Below are 21,523 nucleotides of genomic sequence, written 5' to 3' on the forward strand. Positions count from 1 at the left end.
TCGAGTTTGAATATAGATGTCTACCCCTTTCGAAGAGTACTATGACCCTGATGTCCTGTGTGGAAGTAAAAAAATAGTGTGGTTATCGGATATTTATGGCAGCTATCCTGATAGGATGAGACTGGTTGATATATTTCATTATTTAGCTTTAGATCTGGAAAATTATTTGCAGAAGGTGTCTGACACAGTCGTTGTGTATTTAGATTTATTATTATTAGAACTGGTTTCCTTACATTTCCAGCAGCGTGACGTTACGCACATTCAGAAGTATTCTTTTTTTCTGGAGGTTTTACATATTGCGTTGTTGACAAGGCATGTGTCTCAAGACGGCCATTACAATTACTTACCACTGAAATCTAATGTTAATATTGACGAAGGTCTGTATATTAAGCCGCACCTAAAGCTTATGAAGTTTTAGAACTGGGCGGGTGCATCTTTTGCGATAACTGCGCCAATCTCAATGTCTTGATCTAAGTTAAACCGGTGGTCAACCACGATGACGCTGATATTTTTTTGCTCAGCATAAGTTTGTAGCTGATATTTTAGTTGATTGTGTTCTGCGGCTGGGACCGCAAAAAAAGCTTCATCTAGTAGAAGTAAATGCGGGGAAAATTTTTCATTCGGGCGTATGGCGTTTGTGGGCCTAAGCGCGGTTTCGATAAGGGGTAGGATGTCGTCAAAAGTTTGGATTTTCTTTTGTAGTAGGGTCAATGTGTTGCGGCCTATATAGACGCATGCTATGTTTTGGTTTTCTGGTTGGTGGGGTGTCTGCGTGCTTTGCGCTGGTATAATTTTACTAATCGCTTGTAGATATTCACTTTTACCTTGCCCAGAAGCTCCACGGAGCGAATAAGCTTTTCCTTGTTGTAGGCATAGGCTATTATAGTGGTGTCGCGCTGTAAAAGCTGCGATATTAAATTTATGTTTGTCGTGGGTTATAGGGACAGTCTCTTGCATCTGCGCAAAGCGATTTAAGCGTTGAAGCGAAAGACTTTGTGACTTAAAGCCAGTTATCGCTAAAAATGCATTGGCTAAATCTGCGCGGATAAGCAAGAAAGCGCTGATAATAAAAATATAAGCTGCATGGTTTCTTGGCCAAAAATAAAAAATAAGAGCGATTAAAAGAATGCTGATCTCGCTGAGAAAGCGGCAGAATAAGGCGACAACCCCGCGACAAATAAAGCTCTGTAATCTTGTTTCGTAAAAGTGGCGTAGATCGTGCTCTATATTCGTTTTGATGGGTGATATATAGTGCTGCATATAGAGCTTCAGAGCGCTAGTTTTTGCGCAGGCAAAGGCATGGGCGGTATGGGTCGCGCGTGTCAGGGCGTCAAAGCCGTGGACTGCTTGCAAACGCGTTTCATAGAGCGCGCTGATAAAGGTGTGATAAAGCAAGAAGAGGCATAGGCTAAAAGCCACGGCAAGCGCCCACCCAGAAAGCCCATAGGCAAAGCCTAACGCTATGGCATTACCTATAAGCAAGCTAGCTATGGTGATGATATCTTGGAAATACCAAGTAATACGCTCCAGCACTGTCGTAAAATCACGTGAGATGATTTGTAGTTTTGTTTCGTGATCAGCGTTTTGGATATTTGTTAAACCTTGAGATAACTGCACTTGCGCTTTTGTGCGTAAGCTTTGTTCAATATAAAAACCAGCAAGGGCCCCGAGCAGTGTGCCCAGAATCATATATAGCCCAATGAACCAAAGTGGCTTCTCTTGTCCATCCAAGGTTAGGTTCGCCATATAAAGGAGCATGGTAAGCGGAATAAAAAGCGCAAGGAAACTTGATAGTGTTAGGCGGCCTATATTTGTAAAAAGTTTGCTCTTGTTGGTGTTTTCTTGCGGCGCTTTTTGGCTATTACGCAAGCTTTCCGCGCTTTGCTCTAGAGGAACGGTCGCTATACGCGCAGTCTGGTTTATTTGCAATTGCGGCGCGCTCGCAAGTACTTGCGGCGTGAGTTTTACATAATCTAGCGTTGACAAATGGGCTAAAATTTGTGCCGCTGCCTGCGCATCAAGACTTGTAAAGGCTTCATCAATATGTAATTTCACGCCATGCGTTTTGGTGATGTGCAGGGCGCGCAATAATTGTAGACGAAAGCGCTGCCCATCTGAGATGTTTTGTCCAGCATAGTGGATTTCTTTTTCCAAAACTTGGTGTACAGTATTTCCAAATTCAGGGATAAAAAAGAGAATTTTTAAAAGATTCTCTAGGTCTGTTTGCGGTTGTTTTTTTTCGAAGGTTTCTTTTATCGCTAACAGCGTGCTAAGTGTGCTTGGCCATATGGGCCACTGCGATGAAAAGTGGAGCGTTTCGTTAGTGCTTGGTGGTAATTTGTCATCAGTTTCTTTAGCTTCGCCCTCTGCTAGTGCTCTTATGGCTTCAAGCGCGCTATTGCTTTGCTTATAAGCGATAAGGCTTTGCGGATAAGAGATGATTGTACTTAAAATGGGGATGGAAAGCCAAATGATAAGGCCTGTCCAATTTGTTGAAAAGAAATGGGCAGATAAAACTGTAGCGAGAATATAAGGTAGCAAGCGACCAAAACTGATAAAATAGTTTTCGAAGCCTTTTAAAAACGTATCCTTATTGCGGAGTGTTATTTCTGCTTGCATAACGGCGACGAGTTTTTCTAGCTGCTTGAAATAGCGAATGGAGCGCAAAAAAGCGCCGCTTTGCAGCCAATAAGTGGCTTGTTCTATACGTTGACCTGTTTTATCCATAATGGTTTTATAGTTCTTGGCGCTTAGCATGCCTAATATAAGCGCGATGGGGATAAGTATTAGGATAAAACTCACGGTGAACACCCCTCCTAGGCCATCTAAAAAGAAGGCTAAGCCCATTGTGATAGCGATAAAAATAGGGGTCGTGATCACCCCTTGCGTTAGGGAGCAATTATCCAGCATAAAGTTTAAATCGCGCGCGCTTAATCGTTGGAGTTGCTCTAAGCTTAGTTGTGCGTGTTTTAGAGTGGTCAAGATCAGTTCATAATTTTTGATCAAAGAGCGACTAAAATAAGCATCTAGGCGCATGAGTAGTATATTGGCTACAAACGAAAAGCCTATAAAAAGTGCTAAGGCATAAAAGTAAAGCTTTGGTATATCAGTGCGTTGGCTGATTTTACTAAGTATAAAAACAAAAATAAGCTGGCAAAGAGGGAGAAGAATTTTTAAGGCAAGAGAGAAAATTGTACGGGAGGGTGATGTGGCCCACATAAAGCTAAAGATATTTTTGCTTTGATTAAAAGCTTTAGCCGTGTTTGGATAAGGTGCGAGAGGCACAAAGTGATTAAAAAATTTTAAGCCTTTATGCATCATTAACACCCTCCTGATTATGTTTTCGTGTGATTATAGCATACTATAGCTTTTATATATAAAGACAAGAATTTTGCACCGTTTAGCAACATGCTCGTGGTCTTGTAGGTGATGGCTAGCCCTGTTTGGCGATAACTAATAAATTGGTTAAGAGTTTTTTCGGTCCGCCATTTTGCGCAAATTCTTACGTTAAAATTCAAGAGAACGTTCGAACCGATGTATCGCTTGCAGTACCATTTATCTTGTGACAACTTTTCTCATTGTTATTTTTCGCGATTTTGCGCCTGGTTAATGGATCAGGACGGTAGTCAAAAACTTTATTTATATTGGAAACAAAGGGCTCATCAAGCGAGCTTGATCTGCGTCTTAAAGAATCTCTAAAGCTAAAATGCTGCTAGTAAAAAGCCCGCGACATATTGGCCGAATTAAGAGTAGCTTATCAGCTGTAGCGCCATCATTGCGAAATGCGGCGCATATTACCGCGGTTTCAAAAAATCCTTTGGGCGATTAGGCTGCAAAAGCTACTTAATGTAACAATGTTCCTCGGATATATATAAAAAATGAAAGGCTTGGTGCTGCCTTATCTGTCTAGTTCCTTTTTAATTAAAGGGAATGCGTATTTTGAATTAAGCACACCGTATTTATGCATAGAATTTTCATCCCCTTCCTTAATAATTTTTTAATATACTCCTAATAGTTATTAGGATTATTAGTATTATAAAAGAAATAATTAAAAATACTAAGTAAGCTTGGTTGAGATTAATTTTTTGCATAAAAATCATATGTATTAATAAACCAGTGAAAATGCCACCACAAGCCCCGCCAATTTGCTGGGCGATACGTGTAATCACGGCTGTATCTTTTATGAAGTGCTTTGCACTATATTGTAAGGGTGCTGTAAGACAGACAATGGTAGCAATACCAAAACCCATACCACGTATTAAAAAACCAATAGCATCAAGGGTGAATGTGTGACCGAAAAACAAAAGGCCGATTGTAGCAATTAGCAAACCAAGGCCAAGCATGAAAAAGGGCGATGCTTCTTTCCATTTTTGATAGATAAATTGTCGGCCAAGCCAAGCGCCGACGCCCTGTAAGCCTAAAATAGCGCCGATAAGAAGAAGATTTAGTGAGCTTGATGTGTTTTGTAATTTCACTAAGGGATAAAAGACCAGAAAGCTAAAAAAGATAAAAGCAGTCATGAGACCCATAAAGATGAGTAGACAATAGTCAAAATTGTTAAAGCCTGACAGGAGGATCAATTTCGTGCGTGATTTATAATTGATTAGGATAAAGATAATAAAAGAAATAAAAGACATAGCAATAAATATATATACGGTTTTAGGAGAATTTTTATGAATGATTATAGGTAAATAGAAAAATGAGATAAGAGAAATAGAAAAGCTAATAAAAGCGGGGGCATTAAAGGACGTTTTTTCTGGATTTTGTGTTTTAATATATTTCTTACCAAGTATGATTGATAGAATAATAAGGGGAATATTGATAAAAAATAGGAGCCGCCAAGAGAAATATTGCGTGATGCTCGCTCCAATTATTGGCCCGATGGCAGGAGCAAAAACGGTAGGGATGGCCACAGTGCCCATGACTTGCCGTAAGCGTTCGGGGCCAAATTGTGAACCGATAATGCTTTGCGTAAGCGGTAATAAAAGCCCAGTACCAAGACCTTGGACAATACGCGCCGCGATGATAGTTACAAAATTATAAGAAAGCCCTGTGGCCAATGAGCCTAATAAAAAAATCAGATTTGCACAAAGCCATGTAGCCCTGACCCCAAGCCTTCTTTGTAAATAGGAACATATCAGCAAGCCTGGAACACTAGCAAGAAAATAGGCGGTGGCAACCCATTGCACACTGCTTTTTGACGCATGAAAATATTGGGAAAGGCTGGATAAAACAATATTGACAATGCTCCCATCAAGGAGAGGTAAAATGCTTGAAATAATTAAAGCGCAGATAAGAATTTTTTCTTTTCTTATGTAAGATTGAGGCTCTTTTCGCATCATAATCCTTAATATTTTATATTATGTCGCGCTAAATACATGAATTTATCTGAATTTTTATATTGATGATAGCTTAGAGTCAATTTTATTTTCTGTCATCTTTAAAGCATCATTTTTTCTTGTCATATCGCGATGCAGTATTCTGCTCACAAATGGGCTTTATTCAATTGCTTGGTGTTGCTTTGTAAATGACGCTCTGTTTGCGCCCTTTACATTAGGCTAAGCATAGCCTAAATTAATAGGGTAATGACATTGGTGCTTTATGACAGCTGAGAAAAATGGAACGGCGTCTCGTAAAAAGGTGCGTAAAGCGGCACGTAAGGTGACTGCATCTTATCTTAAAAATTTGCGAGGCGTAGCGAATTGGAAGCAAGCGGCAGAGTGGCTGGATTTTCGGGGCATTGAAGATATTGAATGTATTACCCCCGACCAAGCTGGCGTAGCGCGCGGTAAGATGATGCCGTCGAAAAAATTTACCTCTGAGACGTCGTTAGCCTTGCCGTCTGCTGTGTTTATGATCACAATTTCGGGGCATTATCCGGAAAACGGTAATGGTTTCTTTTATCCTGAAACGGATGGTGATCTGCGTTTAGAACCAGATCTTTCTACTCTCAGTGTGGTGCCTTGGGAAGATGACCCCACAGCTCAAGCAATTTGCGATCTTGTTTATCAAGATGGAAAACTGGTAGATTATACGCCGCGCAATGTTCTGCGTCGGGTGCTTTGTGCTTATTATGAAATGGGGTTAAGACCAGTAGTAGCGCCAGAAATTGAGTTTTACCTTGTGCAAAAAAATCCTGATCCTGACTATCCATTGACGTCGCCCGTAGGGCGCTCGGGGCGCGCAATCGGAGGGGGGCAAGGTTATTCTATTGCGGGTGTGAATGAATTTGATGAATTGATTGATGATATTTATCACTTTTCTGAAGCGCAGGGTTTAGAGATTGATACGCTCATCCATGAAGAGGGGGCGGGCCAGCTGGAAATCAATTTGCGCCATGGCGATGCTATTGAACTTGCAGATCAGGTCTTTCTTTTTAAGCGCACCATTCGTGAAGCAGCTTTAAAACACGATATGTATGCTACCTTTATGGCTAAGCCTATCCAAGGCCAGCCTGGGTCAGCGATGCACATTCACCAATCAATTGTTGATGCTAAGACGGGCGAGAATATTTTTACCCGAGCAGATGGTTCTGAAAGCGTCCAATTTCGCCATTTTATTGGTGGATTGCAGCATCATATGGCTAGCGCTTTGGTTATGTTAGCCCCCTATGTGAATTCTTATCGTCGTCTGACCCCCGATGCATCAGCGCCAGTAAATCTGCATTGGGGCTATGATAACCGCACGGCTGCTTTTCGGGTGCCGCGTTCAAAACCCGAGGCACGGCGAGTAGAAAATCGCTTGCCTTCATCGGATGCTAACTCTTATTTGGCTTTGGCGGCGTCTTTGGCTTGTGGGTTGATTGGCTTACAACGTGAGCTTATGCCTGATGATCCAGCAACTCAAACGGTAAATGAGGATCGTGTGGAATTGCCACGCGGTTTGATTGAGGCTGTAGGGCTTTTTGAACGTGATCAAGCATTGCGGGCGGTTTTAGGCGATTCTTTTGTGAGTACCTATGCGGCGATCAAACGGCAGGAGTTTGAAACATTTATGGAAGTGATTAGCCCGTGGGAGCGGGAGTATCTTTTGCTTAATGTGTAAAGCGTATTAAGCATTAAGGGCATGAATTCTATGATATACGGTCAATCTTTAATGCCTCATGGGCGCTCGTGGTACGAAGATAATATTGGCGCCCGTCCTATTTATCCTAAGTTAAATGAGATACTTACTTGCTCTATCGCAATTGTTGGTGGGGGATATACAGGTCTTTCTGCTGCTTATCATTTGGCAAAAGCTGGACAAGATGTAGTACTTTTAGAGACCGGCCGCTTGGGTGAGGGCGCGTCTGGTTATAATGGTGGCCAATTGGGTACAGGGTTGCGGCACTGGGTTAATGATCTGGAAAAATATTATGGTTTTGAGCGAACAAAAGCGCTTTTCTCCTTATCAGAGGAGGCAAAGGCTGATATTTTGGGCTGGCATCAATGCACAGAAGGGGGGATTGATTATTGTCGAGGGCAATTGTCTCTTACCCATAGAAAGCGTTTGAACCGTGCTTATGAGGCGCATATTGCCCATATGTTGCGTTATGATTATCATGATTTGCATTTTATGGATAAGGTCGAAACTCAAATGCGACTTGGCTCTTCCTTTTATCATGGCGGGGTTTATGATGCAGGCACTGGCCATATTCAGCCGTTAAAATTGGTGGTAGCTCTTGGGCGTGCTGCGGCGGCAGCGGGAGCGGCGCTCTATGAGCAAAGCTCTGTGAAAGCAATTAAGCGCGAGAAGGGCGCTTTTATGCTTGAGACTTCTAAGGGGGCTGTGAGGGCAGAGCGCGTTTTGCTTGCGACCAATGCCTATGTTTTGGGTCGTGCCTATGGGGCAGACCGGTACATTATGCCTATCCACTCTTATATCGGTGCGACTGAACCTTTGCTTACTTCTGCTACTTTATTACCGGGGGGGGAGTCTGTGGACGATTCTCGCTTTGTGGTGCGTTATTTTCGCAAAAGTTTTGATAAACGTTTATTATTTGGCGGAGCAGAAAGTTATAATGGCAAGATCCCGCGTGATCTTGGGAAGCGTCTTTATGAGCAGATTTTAGAGATTTATCCACAATTGCGCGGTGTCACTCTTAGCCATCAATGGGGCGGTGTGGTGGCGATAACCCGTGAGCGTATGCCTTATATACGTGAAATAGAGCCTGGTATGACTTATTGCGGTGGCTATTCGGGCCACGGGGTTATGTTAGCGAATTTCGTGGGTAAGCTCTATAGTGAATGGGTGCTGGGTAAAAGAGAGCGGTTTGAACAATTTCGTCAGTTAAAGATCTCTCCCCTACCGGGTGGGTCACGCTTTCGTCAGTCCTTGCTCTTTTTGGCTTTGCATTGGTTTGCTTTTTTAGATCATTTATAATAAATTCACATTATTGTTATTTGTAGTAATTATATAAAAATGATTATTTATTTATCATATAAAACATAATAATCTCATATATTATTTTTCTTAATTTTTATTAATATATGATTATTTATTAATATTCATTTGAATTTAAAATAAATTTTTAGGTTTTATATTATAAGTTATAATAAATTCACATTGTTGTTATTTGTGACCATTATATAAAAATGGTACGTTAAGAAGATATTTCTCAATAGTTGTGAGTGTGGTATGGTGCAAGCTCTTATAGGGTTTTTTGCATATCTTTTACGTATAGTTTTAACGTTAGCGATTTTCTTTAACCAAACAAACATTGCTGGCTCAGTGGGTTTGGTGATCAAGGATTTTCGCACCGATATGGGTGCGGATGAGAACAGCGGCCCAAAGCAGAGAAATTTTAGTGATTGGGTCTTAGGTGTAGGCCCAAGCGCTCTTGACCGTGCTGGAGAGGCTGGCGTCAAAAAACTATTTCCTAAAAGCTCAGCGCGTCTTAATTTTGGGTTTGAAGGAAGCAAGCTTAGTGGTTCAGGCGATGTGTTTCTGCCGTTAATTGACACAGCTAAGCAATTGACCTTCATGCAGCTTGGGTTACGCTCTTCCCCCTTTATTGATGATAAACAACGTTGGATCGGTAATTTTGGGATTGGGCAACGCTGGTTTCCTTACGCGCTTGGTCAATATCCCGATGATGCCCAATATAGTAGCGGCTCGCTAATGTTGGGTTATAATGCTTTTTTCGATCACGACTTCAGCCGCGGCCATAACCGCGGCAGCTTAGGGCTGGAGTTACAAAAGGATTGGGTAGCATTAGCTTCTAATTATTACATGCCCTTATCGGGTTGGAAGGATTCTGGTATTGATGTACCAGGGATTGAGATTGGTTGTGATGCGCAACTTGGTTGTACAAATATTGCTTTTCAGGAACGGCCGGCGGCCGGCTTTGATATTGCTGCTAAAGCTATCTTGCCTACATATCGGCAAATCGCTTTCAATGGAAAATTTAGTCAATGGTTTGGAGAGCAAGTAGGTCTTGGCGGCAAAATAAATGGGCAGAAAGATCCGCAGATTTGGAGCTACGGTATTGAATATACGCCTGTTCCTGCTTTGCGCTTTGCCTTTGATCAGCAGTTAGGTAGTGATAATTTTCGTAAAAGCACTTTTAGTGCCGGCTTGCATTATGTCTTTGGTGTACCTTGGAAGAGTCAGTTCTCGGCGTCTAAAGTACAAGACTTATCGCCTGTTGGGCAAAGCCGCTACGAGTTTGTGAATCGAGAAAACAATATTATCCTTGAATACCGCCATGAAGCTCTTTCAGTTCGCTTGAACCAACCTGAGAAGTCTTATGCTTTAGGGGATTCAATACCTCTTAGGCTTTCCATATCGTCAGCTACGCCTATTACTAAGGTTGATTGGCATGTTGATGTCCCTTCAGGAACCATCACATCAACAAGCCCAACGAGTAATGAAGCAAGCTTTAAACCTAAGGATGTTGGGACTTACCACATTTTTGCATTGGTAAGCAATAAGCAAGGAGAGCAAGCGCAATCTAATACCATTACTATTGAGGTAAGCCATGACTATAGTATGGAGTTTGAAGGGACTGATGGCACCATTGGCAAGGGGGAAACGAGTAAAGCCTTTACAGTGAGCCTTTTTGATGGTGGCAAGCTTGCTAAAGGAGCTGAGACGCAGCAGGTACGATTTAGCTTAGAGCAAAAGGATACACCGATTGCCCGTATTGCTGGCGAAGAGACGGATAGCAAAGTTGTTAGCTTTGAGGCTGATGGTAAGGCTAGTGTTACATTAGAGCCTATGCTTGCTGGTACGGTGACTTTAAGTGCGACGCTCATGGCTGATCGCAGAGTACATACTCAAGTGGAGGTTAAGGTAGCGGCTAGTCATAGTTTGACTTTTGATGGAGCGACAGGGGCTATTAACCAGGTTGGCTTGAAGCTGGGTGTGCAGGCTCAGGCTTATCAAGTGACCCTTTTGAACCATGGCAAGGGTGAGAGCGCTCAGCCCATTAGCTTTACGGTGGAGGGAGGCGCGACCCTTAGCGCTAAGGAAGGTAAAGCTGGTAATTCATCATCATTAGATGTGGTGACGGGGTCTGATGGGTCTGCGCGGGTTTATCTAACGCCGACAGAGGCTGGTCCTATCAAGTTGCAGGCACAATGGAAGGGTGGCACGGCAGCAAGATAAGGCTGCTGAAGCTGAGTATACAATCACCGTAAGCCATGACTATAGTCTGGAGTTTGAAGGGACTGATGGCACCATTGGCAAGGGGGAAACGAGTAAAGCCTTTACAGTGAGCCTTTTTGATGGTGGCAAGCTTGCTAAAGGAGCTGAGACGCAGCAGGTACGATTTAGCTTAGAGCAAAAGGATACACCGATTGCCCGTATTGCTGGCGAAGAGACGGATAGCAAAGTTGTTAGCTTTGAGGCTGATGGTAAGGCTAGTGTTACATTAGAGCCTATGCTTGCTGGTACGGTGACTTTAAGTGCGACGCTCATGGCTGATCGCAGAGTACATACTCAAGTGGAGGTTAAGGTAGCGGCTAGTCATAGTTTGACTTTTGATGGAGCGACAGGGGCTATTAACCAGGTTGGCTTGAAGCTGGGTGTGCAGGCTCAGGCCTATCAAGTGACCCTTTTGAACCATGGCAAGGGTGAGAGCGCTCAGCCCATTAGCTTTACGGTGGAGGGAGGCGCGACCCTTAGCGCTAAGGAAGGTAAAGCTGGTAATTCATCATCATTAGATGTGGTGACGGGGTCTGATGGGTCTGCGCGGGTTTATCTAACGCCGACAGAGGCTGGTCCTATCAAGTTGCAGGCACAATGGAAGGGTGGCACGGCAGAAGATAAGGCTGGAGCTGAGTATACAATCACCGTAAGCCATGACTATAGTCTGGAGTTTGAAGGGACTGATGGCACCATTGGCAAGGGGGAAACGAGTAAAGCCTTTACAGTGAGCCTTTTTGATGGTGGCAAGCTTGCTAAAGGAGCTGAGACGCAGCAGGTACGATTTAGCTTAGAGCAAAAGGATACACCGATTGCCCGTATTGCTGGCGAAGAGACGGATAGCAAAGTTGTTAGCTTTGAGGCTGATGGTAAGGCTAGTGTTACATTAGAGCCTATGCTTGCTGGTACGGTGACTTTAAGTGCGACGCTCATGGCTGATCGCAGAGTACATACTCAAGTGGAGGTTAAGGTAGCGGCTAGTCATAGTTTGACTTTTGATGGAGCGACAGGGGCTATTAACCAGGTTGGCTTGAAGCTGGGTGTGCAGGCTCAGGCCTATCAAGTGACCCTTTTGAACCATGGCAAGGGTGAGAGCGCTCAGCCCATTAGCTTTACGGTGGAGGGAGGCGCGACCCTTAGCGCTAAGGAAGGTAAAGCTGGTAATTCATCATCATTAGATGTGGTGACGGGGTCTGATGGGTCTGCGCGGGTTTATCTAACGCCGACAGAGGCTGGTCCTATCAAGTTGCAGGCACAATGGAAGGGTGGCACGGCAGAAGATAAGGCTGAAGCTGAGTATACAATCACCGTAAGCCATGACTATAGTCTGGAGTTTGAAGGGACTGATGGCACCATTGGCAAGGGGGAAACGAGTAAAGCCTTTACAGTGAGCCTTTTTGATGGTGGCAAGCTTGCTAAAGGAGCTGAGACGCAGCAGGTACGATTTAGCTTAGAGCAAAAGGATACACCGATTGCCCGTATTGCTGGCGAAGAGACGGATAGCAAAGTTGTTAGCTTTGAGGCTGATGGTAAGGCTAGTGTTACATTAGAGCCTATGCTTGCTGGTACGGTGACTTTAAGTGCGACGCTCATGGCTGATCGCAGAGTACATACTCAAGTGGAGGTTAAGGTAGCGGCTAGTCATAGTTTGACTTTTGATGGAGCGACAGGGGCTATTAACCAGGTTGGCTTGAAGCTGGGTGTGCAGGCTCAGGCTTATCAAGTGACCCTTTTGAACCATGGCAAGGGTGAGAGCGCTCAGCCCATTAGCTTTACGGTGGAGGGAGGCGCGACCCTTAGCGCTAAGGAAGGTAAAGCTGGTAATTCATCATCATTAGATGTGGTGACGGGGTCTGATGGGTCTGCGCGGGTTTATCTAACGCCGACAGAGGCTGGTCCTATCAAGTTGCAGGCACAATGGAAGGGTGGCACGGCAGAAGATAAGGCTGAAGCTGAGTATACAATCACCGTAAGCCATGACTATAGTCTGGAGTTTGAAGGGACTGATGGCACCATTGGCAAGGGGGAAACGAGTAAAGCCTTTACAGTGAGCCTTTTTGATGGTGGCAAGCTTGCTAAAGGAGCTGAGACGCAGCAGGTACGATTTAGCTTAGAGCAAAAGGATACACCGATTGCCCGTATTGCTGGCGAAGAGACGGATAGCAAAGTTGTTAGCTTTGAGGCTGATGGTAAGGCTAGTGTTACATTAGAGCCTATGCTTGCTGGTACGGTGACTTTAAGTGCGACGCTCATGGCTGATCGCAGAGTACATACTCAAGTGGAGGTTAAGGTAGCGGCTAGTCATAGTTTGACTTTTGATGGAGCGACAGGGGCTATTAACCAGGTTGGCTTGAAGCTGGGTGTGCAGGCTCAGGCCTATCAAGTGACCCTTTTGAACCATGGCAAGGGTGAGAGCGCTCAGCCCATTAGCTTTACGGTGGAGGGAGGCGCGACCCTTAGCGCTAAGGAAGGTAAAGCTGGTAATTCATCATCATTAGATGTGGTGACGGGGTCTGATGGGTCTGCGCGGGTTTATCTAACGCCGACAGAGGCTGGTCCTATCAAGTTGCAGGCACAATGGAAGGGTGGCACGGCAGAAGATAAGGCTGGAGCTGAGTATACAATCACCGTAAGCCATGACTATAGTCTGGAGTTTGAAGGGACTGATGGCACCATTGGCAAGGGGGAAACGAGTAAAGCCTTTACAGTGAGCCTTTTTGATGGTGGCAAGCTTGCTAAAGGAGCTGAGACGCAGCAGGTACGATTTAGCTTAGAGCAAAAGGATACACCGATTGCCCGTATTGCTGGCGAAGAGACGGATAGCAAAGTTGTTAGCTTTGAGGCTGATGGTAAGGCTAGTGTTACATTAGAGCCTATGCTTGCTGGTACGGTGACTTTAAGTGCGACGCTCATGGCTGATGAAACGGTGAAGAGCAACATAGATGTTACCATTGAGCCTAATTATATAGCTTGACTTTTACCGGAGAGGGACGAGGGATTAACCGCAGCAGATTGTCTATGGGTTCAAAGAATGCGCAATATGAGGTGCAACTTTTGGATCATGGCATTCCTCTGTCAAATCAGGCAATTACCTTTACGGTGGAGGGAGCTACTTTGAGCGGTGGCTACTCTGATAAGGATGAATCTTTGCTAAAGACAAGTACTGCATCCAATGGGAAAGCATGGGCTTATCTGACGCCAACACGGACTGGTGATATTAAGCTATACGCAGAGTTTATGGACGAGACGTCAGGAGAGCATCTTACCGCTGAGTATAAAATCATAGTAGGCTATAGTCTGGAGTTTGAAGGGACTGATAGCACCATTGGCAAGTACGAGAGGAGTAAAACCTTTACAGTTACCCTTCTTGATGGTGGCGAGCCAGCTGCTGAGGGGCAGCAGGTACGATTTAGCTTAGAGCAAAAAGAGCATAAGGAAGGATAGGCCGATTGCCCGTATTGCTGGCGAAGAGACGGATAGCAAGGTTGTTAGCTTTGGCGCTGATGGTAAGGCTAGTATTACATTAGAGCCTATGCTTGGGGCTACGGTGACTTTAAGTGCGACGCTCATGTCTGATGAAAAGGTGAATAGCAAAATAGATGTTACCATTGAGCCTAATTATAGCTTGACTTTTACCGAAGAGGAAAGAGGGACTAACCGTAGAAGATTGCCTATAGGTTCAAAGAGTATGCCATATCATGTGCGACTTTTGGGTCATGGCATTCCTCTGCCGCATCAGGTCATTACCTTTACGGTGGAGGGAGCTACTGTGAGCGGTGACTACTCTGTTAAGGATGATTCTTCACTAAGGGTACTTACATCCGATGGGGAGGCAGGGCTCTATCTGACGCCAACACGGACTGGTGATATTAAGCTATACGCAGAGTTTATGGACGAGACGTCAGGAGAGCATCTCACCGCTGAGTATGACATTCATGTTGCTGATTATCATCTGGAAGTCATCCAATCTTTACCAGATAATTTTAAGTACGCAGATACAAAACCCTTTGTTGTTAAGCTTTTTTATGGCTCTACTCCCCTAGCAAATAAAGAAGTGGAACTTCGAATTGATTTTCCAGAGGGAACGGAGGAATCTAAGCATACTTTTTATAAAACCAATGATAAGGGTGAGGCAACGGCGCAATTGAGGGCTAGCTATCTCGGAAAGGAGCCTATTACAGCCAAAATTTCAATGTCGTATCAAGATGCAAAAGTAGAACAGGATGTCAAAATATTCCCCCCCGATAATTATACGCTAGAATTTACTTGTTATGATGGTTATAATTGTAACACAAGGATTGGTGCCTCTGATGTGCCGTTATATTTTGAGTTAAAGGCTGATGGAAAGCCGATTAAAGGGCAAAAAATTAAGGTGGATGTAGTATGGCCAGAAAATGAAAGCCGCGTTGCGATTACCCAGCCGTCTGAGTTGACCGATGATGAAGCGCGGACGGAAGGGGCGGTTCATAAATATGATAAGGCTGCAGGGCATGTTGACTTACAGGCAAGCTGGATCAATCCAAAAACCGGAATAATCTTTACATCTAGAAAGGTTTCTATGCTTGTTCAAGAAGATTATTTTGTAAAATTCAGAGGGCCTATGACTATAAAATCCGGTGGCTCTATTACATATACTATGAAGTTAGAAATTTTAGCAACACTTAGAAATGTTTCAGGAGAAACTATACGTATGGATGTTAGCGATAATGCAAGAGAATACTGTCATTGGAGAAATACTACAAATCAGACTTCGGATGGAGGGACTTTTGATGATGTACTAACCTGTACTCTCCCCCCTGTTCCAGTAAGAAATCTTCCGATGAAAATCTTTGCCCATTTAATGTTGAATGGTAAGTCTGTATTGGATTGGGATCATGACTTAAAAATTCTATATAATCAATAACATATAATTATGATTGTCTCGGCCTGTGTCTGTGTCATCACTATTCGGTGATACAATCTTGTGTGACATTTCTTTAGTAGGATTATGCAATTGCAAAGCGCCGCAATTTGATGTGGTAAGCATACATAAAACATTTTTCCGCCTTAAGGCTATTTCCCTAAAAATGTGGAGTCATGTTTGATGTATTTATGCTAAGGGTAAAATTCAAATGATATTCTATCTGTAAACATTTTTAGGGTCGGGCTATTCTATGGTTAGTAAAATTATCCCTATCGCACCTTGTGATTTTGTAGTTTTTGGCGGGACGGGTGATCTTGCCGAAAGAAAATTAATTCCGGCTCTTTTCCAGCGCCAAAAAGTGGGGCAATTGAGTGAGCCTACGCGGATTATTGGTAGTTCTCGTACACAGATGAGCACAGAAAGTTATCGCCAATTTGCGCAAAAGGCTTTAGCTACGCATGTGGAGGCCTCAGATCTTGAACCCGAAGAGGTAAAAAAATTTTTAGAGCGGCTTTTTTATGTAGCAGTAGATGCAACTTCTGAGCAGGGTTGGGTGGAGCTTAAGACCTTGGTAGAAAAGGATGCCGCTTCTGTGCGAGCTTTTTATTTAGCTGTGAGCCCTTCTTTGTTCGGGGATATTGTCAAAAAGCTTGGCATAAATGGGCTTGTTAGCGAGGAAACCCGTATCATTGTCGAAAAGCCTATTGGGCGGGATTTAAAAAGCGCGCGCGATTTGAATAATATTTTGGCTAGTGTTTTTGATGAGCGACAAATTTTCCGTATCGACCATTATCTAGGTAAGGAAACCGTCCAAAATTTAATGGCATTGCGTTTTGCCAATGCGCTTTATGAGCCTTTATGGAATGGAAACCATATTGACCATGTTCAGATTACCGTGGCAGAGGCAGTAGGATTTGAAGGGCGTGCGGGCTATTATGACCAAGCAGGTGCATTGCGCGATATTGTCCAAAACCACATGTTACAGCTTTTGTGTTTGGTAGCGATGGAACCGCCAGCAAGTAATCATGCTGATGCTGTGCGTGACGAAAAGTTAAAAGTTTTGCGCTCGCTTGCCCCTATGCGCGGGGCGATAGTGGCCCAAAATAGCGTGCGCGGTCAATATACGGCAGGAGCGGGGGTTCAAGGACCTGTAGGCGGTTATTTAGAGGATTTGGGTCGCACTGATAGTACGACGGAGACTTTTGTTGCACTTAAGGTGGGTATTAATAACTGGAGATTTTCGGGGGTTCCTTTTTATTTACGGACTGGAAAACGTATGGCGCGTCGTGTGTCGGAGGTTGTAATCGTTTTTAAACCCATACCGCATAATATTTTTGGCGATGAGGCAGGTGATATCATCGCTAATCGTTTGGTTATTCGTTTGCAACCTGATGAAGGGGTGAAGCAATGGCTGATGATTAAAGACCCAGGCCCAGGAGGGATGCGTTTGCGTCATATCCCTTTAGATATGAGTTTTGCAGATTCTTTTGCTATACGCAGCCCCGATGCTTATGAGCGCCTTTTGATGGACGTTGTTCGTGGAAACCAGACGCTATTTATGCGGCGCGACGAAGTGGAAGCAGCTTGGCAATGGATTGATCCGATTTTAGAAGCATGGGAAGGGTTGGATCAGCCAGTTCATGGATATACCGCGGGGACATGGGGCCCATCACGGGCGGTGGCATTAATTGAACGCGATGGCCGTAGTTGGAATGATGGTGACGAAGTATAGGATAGATGCGTTGAATTTCGAACAGTTGAATTTTGATATACCTACAGCTTTGGCATCAGCTTTGGCAGATCGGGTGGCTACGGAATTGAGCATTGCTTTGGTAGAGCGACAGACGGTTGTTTTGGCCGTCTCGGGTGGCCAAACACCTAAGGCCTTTTTTCACCAGCTTTCAAAAGCAGATATTGATTGGCGCAATGTGATTATCACTCTTGTAGATGAGCGATTTGTACCTCCAACTCATGAGCGGTCGAATGAGGGCTTGGTGCGTATGCATTTATTGCAGCATTTTGCCGCAAAAGCTCGATTTGTTGGCCTTTATCAGCCGGCGATTACGGCTGATCTTGCGGCTTTTTCAGCAGCAAATCGTATTGATGCTTTGCCAAAGCCCTTTGATGTAGTGGTATTGGGCATGGGAAATGATGGCCATACGGCTTCTTTTTTTGCTGATAGTGTGCGGTTGGGTCAGGCGCTTGATTTAGAAACCCGTGCTCTTGTTTTACCCATTCATGCAAAATCGGCGGGGGAAGCGCGCCTGACCTTAACCTTGCCAGTGATCTGCCAAGCGTCATTTATTGCTCTGCAGATTGAAGGCTATGATAAGTTGAAGGTCTTAGAGCGTGTGTTAAAAGGCGTATCAGCTTATGACATGCCCGTAGCTGCGGTTTTAGATAACGCTCAGCAACCTGTGCAGATTTATTGGTCGCCGCGCGAAGGTGAATATTATGCTCCTGAAGATGCTGGCCACTTACCGCCACATTTATGATATTTTGAGCTAAGTGGAGGAATTAAAAGAAAAATGACGATACATCCAACCATTGCGGCGGTTACTGCGCGTATTATTGAGCGTTCAAAGCCAAGCCGAGACGTTTATTTGACACGAGTAGAGAAAGCGGCTTCGCGTGTGCCTAAGCGTAGTATTTTAGGTTGTGCTAATCAGGCGCATGGTTTTGCCGCTTGTGAGCCTATTGATAAAGAGCGTCTCAAGACTGACCGCGTAGCAAATATTGGGATTATCACCGCTTATAACGATATGCTCTCAGCTCATCAGCCTTTTGCTGATTTCCCTACATTAATTAAACAGGCAGTGCGCGATGCGGGTGGGGTTGCGCAAGTGGCTGGAGGCGTGCCTGCGATGTGCGATGGGATAACGCAAGGCTATGATGGTATGGAGCTTTCGCTTTTTTCGCGGGATGTGATTGCTATGGCTGCGGGGATCGGCCTTTCGCATGATACATTCGATGCAGCGATTTATCTAGGGGTGTGCGATAAAATCATACCTGGTCTTGTAATGGGGGCATTGACCTTTGGCCATTTGCCAGCGATCTTTGTACCCGCGGGGCCGATGACAAGCGGTCAAAGCAATGACGAAAAGGCTAAAATTCGTCAGCTTTACGCGGAAGGTAAGGTTGATCGCCGCGTTCTATTGGAATCAGAAGCGCGTTCTTATCATGGCCCAGGTACGTGTACCTTTTATGGGACGGCAAATTCCAATCAAATGATAATGGAAATTATGGGGCTCCATATGCCAGGGGCTTCTTTCATTAACCCGAACACGCCATTGCGCGATGCATTAACGGCGGAAGCCGCGAAGCGGGTCTTAGAAATGACGGCTCTAGGTGGTACATATAAGCCGATTGGTAAAATGATTGATGAGCGCTCCTTTGTTAATGCTGTTGTTGGCCTGCATGCTACGGGTGGTTCAACCAACCATACCATTCATTTGATTGCGATGGCGGCTGCGGCGGGCATTCGTCTGACGTGGGATGATATGGCTGAAATTTCAGCTGTTGTACCTCTTTTAGCGCGCGTTTACCCTAATGGATTGGCCGATGTAAACCATTTTCATGCCGCTGGTGGGATGGGTTTTTTAATCCGAGAATTGCTTAACGCTGGCCTTTTATATGAAGATGTAGAAACCGTGGCAGGGGAGGGGCTTTCGGCTTATATTATCGAAGCAAAATTAGGTGAATGCAATCAAGTGGTTCGTCTGCCCGCCCCGCACGAAAGCGGTGATTCTCAGATTCTGACCCATTGGCATACGCCCTTTCAGACCGATGGGGGCATCCGGTTACTTGATGGCAATCTTGGCCGAGCGATTATTAAAGTATCGGCGGTTAAGCGGGAGCATTGGTGCGTGGAAGCGCCGGCTTTGGTTTTTTCTGACCAAGCGGGTTTGCAGGAAGCTTTTCAGGCGGGGGAATTGAATGGCAAAGATTTTATTGCTGTGGTTCGCTATCAAGGGCCAAAGGCTAATGGGATGCCAGAATTACATAAATTGACTCCTGTCCTTGGTATTTTGCAAGATCGGGGTCAAAAAGTAGCTTTGGTGACGGATGGGCGTATGTCGGGAGCGTCGGGTAAGGTACCAGCTGCTATTCATGTGACGCCGGAGGCCTTAGAGGATGGACCCTTGGCGCGGGTAAGAGACGGTGATTTGTTGCGTCTTGATTTAGAAGCGGGGCAGTTAACCTTGTTGGTAAATGAAGATGAATGGGCTCACCGTTCCTTTAGTAGGCCGAATCTTTCTCATAATGAGTATGGCTGTGGCCGCGAATTATTTCGGGTTTTTCGTGCCGCTGTGCAGTCTGCGGATTTGGGGGCCTCTTCGGTTGTTTATTTAGAAGATTCATATTCAAAAGTGTAATGTATATGTTGGTAGTTGCGTAGTTGACTTTTGACTTTGCTTGCTATCGAATCATGCTGTTTTAGCCATGTATATTCATTAATTGGGTTTTACGGGTATAATTATTATTTTTAAAGGTTTACGCTAACTGTCTTAGCGGCCGCGGCGTTAGTTTTTAGGCGCCGCTAGCGTTTATGTTACTGCTAATGGGTGCTGGCTAGACTATATAGGGTGAAAGGCCATTTTGGAGGAGAGCTGCGTTTAATGTATTAGCCATAAGCATAGCGATGGTCATGGGGCCTACGCCGCCAGGTACTGGAGTGATAGCAGAGGCAACCTCTTGCGCGGTTTGAAATTCTACATCGCCTACTAAGCGAGTTTTGCCTTCACCTTTTTCGGGGGCGGGGATGCGGTTCACCCCTACATCAATTACGATAGCACCTTTTTTGATATAGTTGCCTTTTATGAGTTCTGGGCGCCCTACAGCGGCAACAAGGATATCGGCGTTACGGCAAATGCTCGCTAAGTCTTTGCTCCGGCTGTGGGCAAGAGTGACAGTAGCGTTAGCTGCGGTTAAAAGTGTGGCTATTGGCTTTCCTACAATATTTGAGCGACCCACTACCACGGCATTAAGGCCTGAGAGGTCAGTGCCGATTTGTCGCTTGATCATAATCATAGCTCCAGCGGGAGTACAAGGAATAAAGGCATCTTTAAAGGCTCCTGTGGCTAATTTGCCGGCATTTATATAATGGAAGCCATCCACATCTTTATCGGGTCTGATGGTTTGAATAACATGGTTGCTGTCAAGCCCTGACGGGAGGGGCAATTGCACCAAAATACCGTGGATTCTTGGGTCTTGATTGTAGTGTTCAATCTGAGCAAGAAGGGCATGTTCTGTGCAGGTAGCTGGTAAGGTACAAGTAACAGAGTGAAAGCCGCAGGCTTTAGCTTTTTTGCCTTTTGATGCTACATAGACTTGGCTTGCGGGATCCTCGCCCACAATGATTACAGCAATACCTGGCTGAATGCCAAGATCTGTGGACAAACGCTCTGCTTTTTGGGCGATACCTGCAGTGATCTCTTCGGCCATCTGCTTACCATTGATCAGCTGTACCATAGGGTTCCTTTCCAATATTATTGATTGTGATTTTAGCCTATTTTTACGATGGCGCCTAGGCTATATAGTTGTCAAAATTGCGCCTATAGAAATAAATATTACGGAGGTAGATGGGCGATATGATTATACACGCATCACCACTTTAATCTTTATTCTCTAGTGAGAGGAGGCGCAATGCATTTGGGGCGAGTGTGTGGGTATTCATCATCAGCCAATGGGCGGGCTTGTGTAGCCAGCATAATTGGCACGCCTTGGCGGATTGGGTAGGCTAAACGCGCTTTGGGAGCGATGAGCTCTTGCGTTTCTTGATTAAAGTGTAAAACTTCGCCGGTTAAAGGGCAGACGAGCAATTCAAGCATTTTCGGGTCAATATTGTGCTGGGCCATATTATTGCGCCTTTTGTTAGCCTCCTTATGATAAGTGTTCTAAGGGCGATTGCAAGGCGCAGTATTGGATTTATAAAGATAGGGTGGAGGGTGATTGATCATAAAAAATAATAGATGACTTCTGAATAAAATTGGG

At 44.6% G+C, this 21,523-nt stretch carries 14 protein-coding genes; 10 read left to right on the plus strand and 4 right to left on the minus strand.

Features of this window, described 5'->3' with window-relative positions; translation table 11 throughout:
• Window positions 1-16: 16 nt before the first annotated feature.
• The gene (locus tag ACK28X_RS02370; RefSeq protein WP_412058074.1) at window positions 17-418 is read left to right on the plus strand and encodes a hypothetical protein; all 402 of its coding nucleotides are present in this window, start codon (window positions 17-19) and stop codon (window positions 416-418) included.
• Here ACK28X_RS02370 and ACK28X_RS02375 read toward each other — a convergent pair.
• Both ACK28X_RS02375 and ACK28X_RS02380 read right to left on the minus strand, forming a co-directional pair.
• Entirely contained in the window at window positions 415-3,321 is a 2,907-nt protein-coding gene (locus tag ACK28X_RS02375; RefSeq protein ID WP_412058075.1) for a hypothetical protein, read from the minus strand. The two genes, ACK28X_RS02370 and ACK28X_RS02375, sit on opposite strands and share 4 nt — an antisense overlap.
• A gap of 665 nt (window positions 3,322-3,986) precedes the next feature.
• Entirely contained in the window at window positions 3,987-5,342 is a 1,356-nt protein-coding gene (locus tag ACK28X_RS02380; RefSeq protein WP_412058076.1) for an MFS transporter, read from the minus strand.
• 259 nt (window positions 5,343-5,601) lie between these two features.
• On the opposite strand from ACK28X_RS02380, the gene ACK28X_RS02385 reads away from it, so the two are divergent.
• The 9 genes from ACK28X_RS02385 (at window position 5,602) to edd (ending at window position 19,905) form a co-directional block, all read left to right on the plus strand.
• On the plus strand, window positions 5,602-7,044 hold the full coding sequence (locus ACK28X_RS02385) for a glutamine synthetase family protein (protein ID WP_412058077.1): 1,443 nt from the start codon (window positions 5,602-5,604) through the stop codon (window positions 7,042-7,044).
• 30 nt (window positions 7,045-7,074) lie between these two features.
• Window positions 7,075-8,361: an NAD(P)/FAD-dependent oxidoreductase gene (locus tag ACK28X_RS02390; protein WP_412058269.1), complete on the plus strand. Its 1,287-nt coding sequence runs from the start codon at window positions 7,075-7,077 to the stop codon at window positions 8,359-8,361.
• A 255-nt stretch (window positions 8,362-8,616) separates the two neighbouring features.
• Window positions 8,617-10,587 (plus strand): inverse autotransporter beta domain-containing protein, encoded by a 1,971-nt coding sequence (locus ACK28X_RS02395; protein WP_412058078.1) that lies wholly within the window; start codon window positions 8,617-8,619, stop codon window positions 10,585-10,587.
• On the plus strand, window positions 10,568-13,600 hold the full coding sequence (locus tag ACK28X_RS02400; RefSeq protein ID WP_412058079.1) for a hypothetical protein: 3,033 nt from the start codon (window positions 10,568-10,570) through the stop codon (window positions 13,598-13,600). Before ACK28X_RS02395 ends, ACK28X_RS02400 begins: the two co-directional genes overlap by 20 nt.
• Window positions 13,601-13,644: 44 nt before the next feature.
• Window positions 13,645-14,070 (plus strand): hypothetical protein, encoded by a 426-nt coding sequence (locus tag ACK28X_RS02405; RefSeq protein WP_412058080.1) that lies wholly within the window; start codon window positions 13,645-13,647, stop codon window positions 14,068-14,070.
• 124 nt (window positions 14,071-14,194) lie between these two features.
• Window positions 14,195-15,529 (plus strand): hypothetical protein, encoded by a 1,335-nt coding sequence (locus tag ACK28X_RS02410; RefSeq protein ID WP_412058081.1) that lies wholly within the window; start codon window positions 14,195-14,197, stop codon window positions 15,527-15,529.
• A gap of 250 nt (window positions 15,530-15,779) precedes the next feature.
• Window positions 15,780-17,261: a glucose-6-phosphate dehydrogenase gene (gene zwf, locus ACK28X_RS02415; RefSeq protein WP_412058082.1), complete on the plus strand. Its 1,482-nt coding sequence runs from the start codon at window positions 15,780-15,782 to the stop codon at window positions 17,259-17,261.
• A 1-nt stretch (window position 17,262) separates the two neighbouring features.
• On the plus strand, window positions 17,263-18,024 hold the full coding sequence (pgl, locus tag ACK28X_RS02420) for a 6-phosphogluconolactonase (RefSeq protein ID WP_412058270.1): 762 nt from the start codon (window positions 17,263-17,265) through the stop codon (window positions 18,022-18,024).
• Between the two features lie 33 nt (window positions 18,025-18,057).
• Window positions 18,058-19,905, plus strand: coding sequence for a phosphogluconate dehydratase (edd, locus tag ACK28X_RS02425; protein WP_412058083.1), 1,848 nt, complete (start codon window positions 18,058-18,060; stop codon window positions 19,903-19,905).
• A gap of 196 nt (window positions 19,906-20,101) precedes the next feature.
• Here the strand turns inward: edd and folD are convergent, their stop codons facing one another.
• Both folD and ACK28X_RS02435 read right to left on the minus strand, forming a co-directional pair.
• Window positions 20,102-21,001, minus strand: coding sequence for a bifunctional methylenetetrahydrofolate dehydrogenase/methenyltetrahydrofolate cyclohydrolase FolD (gene folD / locus ACK28X_RS02430; RefSeq protein WP_412058084.1), 900 nt, complete (start codon window positions 20,999-21,001; stop codon window positions 20,102-20,104).
• A gap of 149 nt (window positions 21,002-21,150) precedes the next feature.
• Window positions 21,151-21,387 (minus strand): Trm112 family protein, encoded by a 237-nt coding sequence (locus ACK28X_RS02435; RefSeq protein WP_412058085.1) that lies wholly within the window; start codon window positions 21,385-21,387, stop codon window positions 21,151-21,153.
• Between the last annotated feature and the right edge of the window lie 136 nt (window positions 21,388-21,523).

It is taken from the genome of Bartonella sp. DGB2 (assembly GCF_046843095.1).
Classification (GTDB): domain Bacteria; phylum Pseudomonadota; class Alphaproteobacteria; order Rhizobiales; family Rhizobiaceae; genus Bartonella.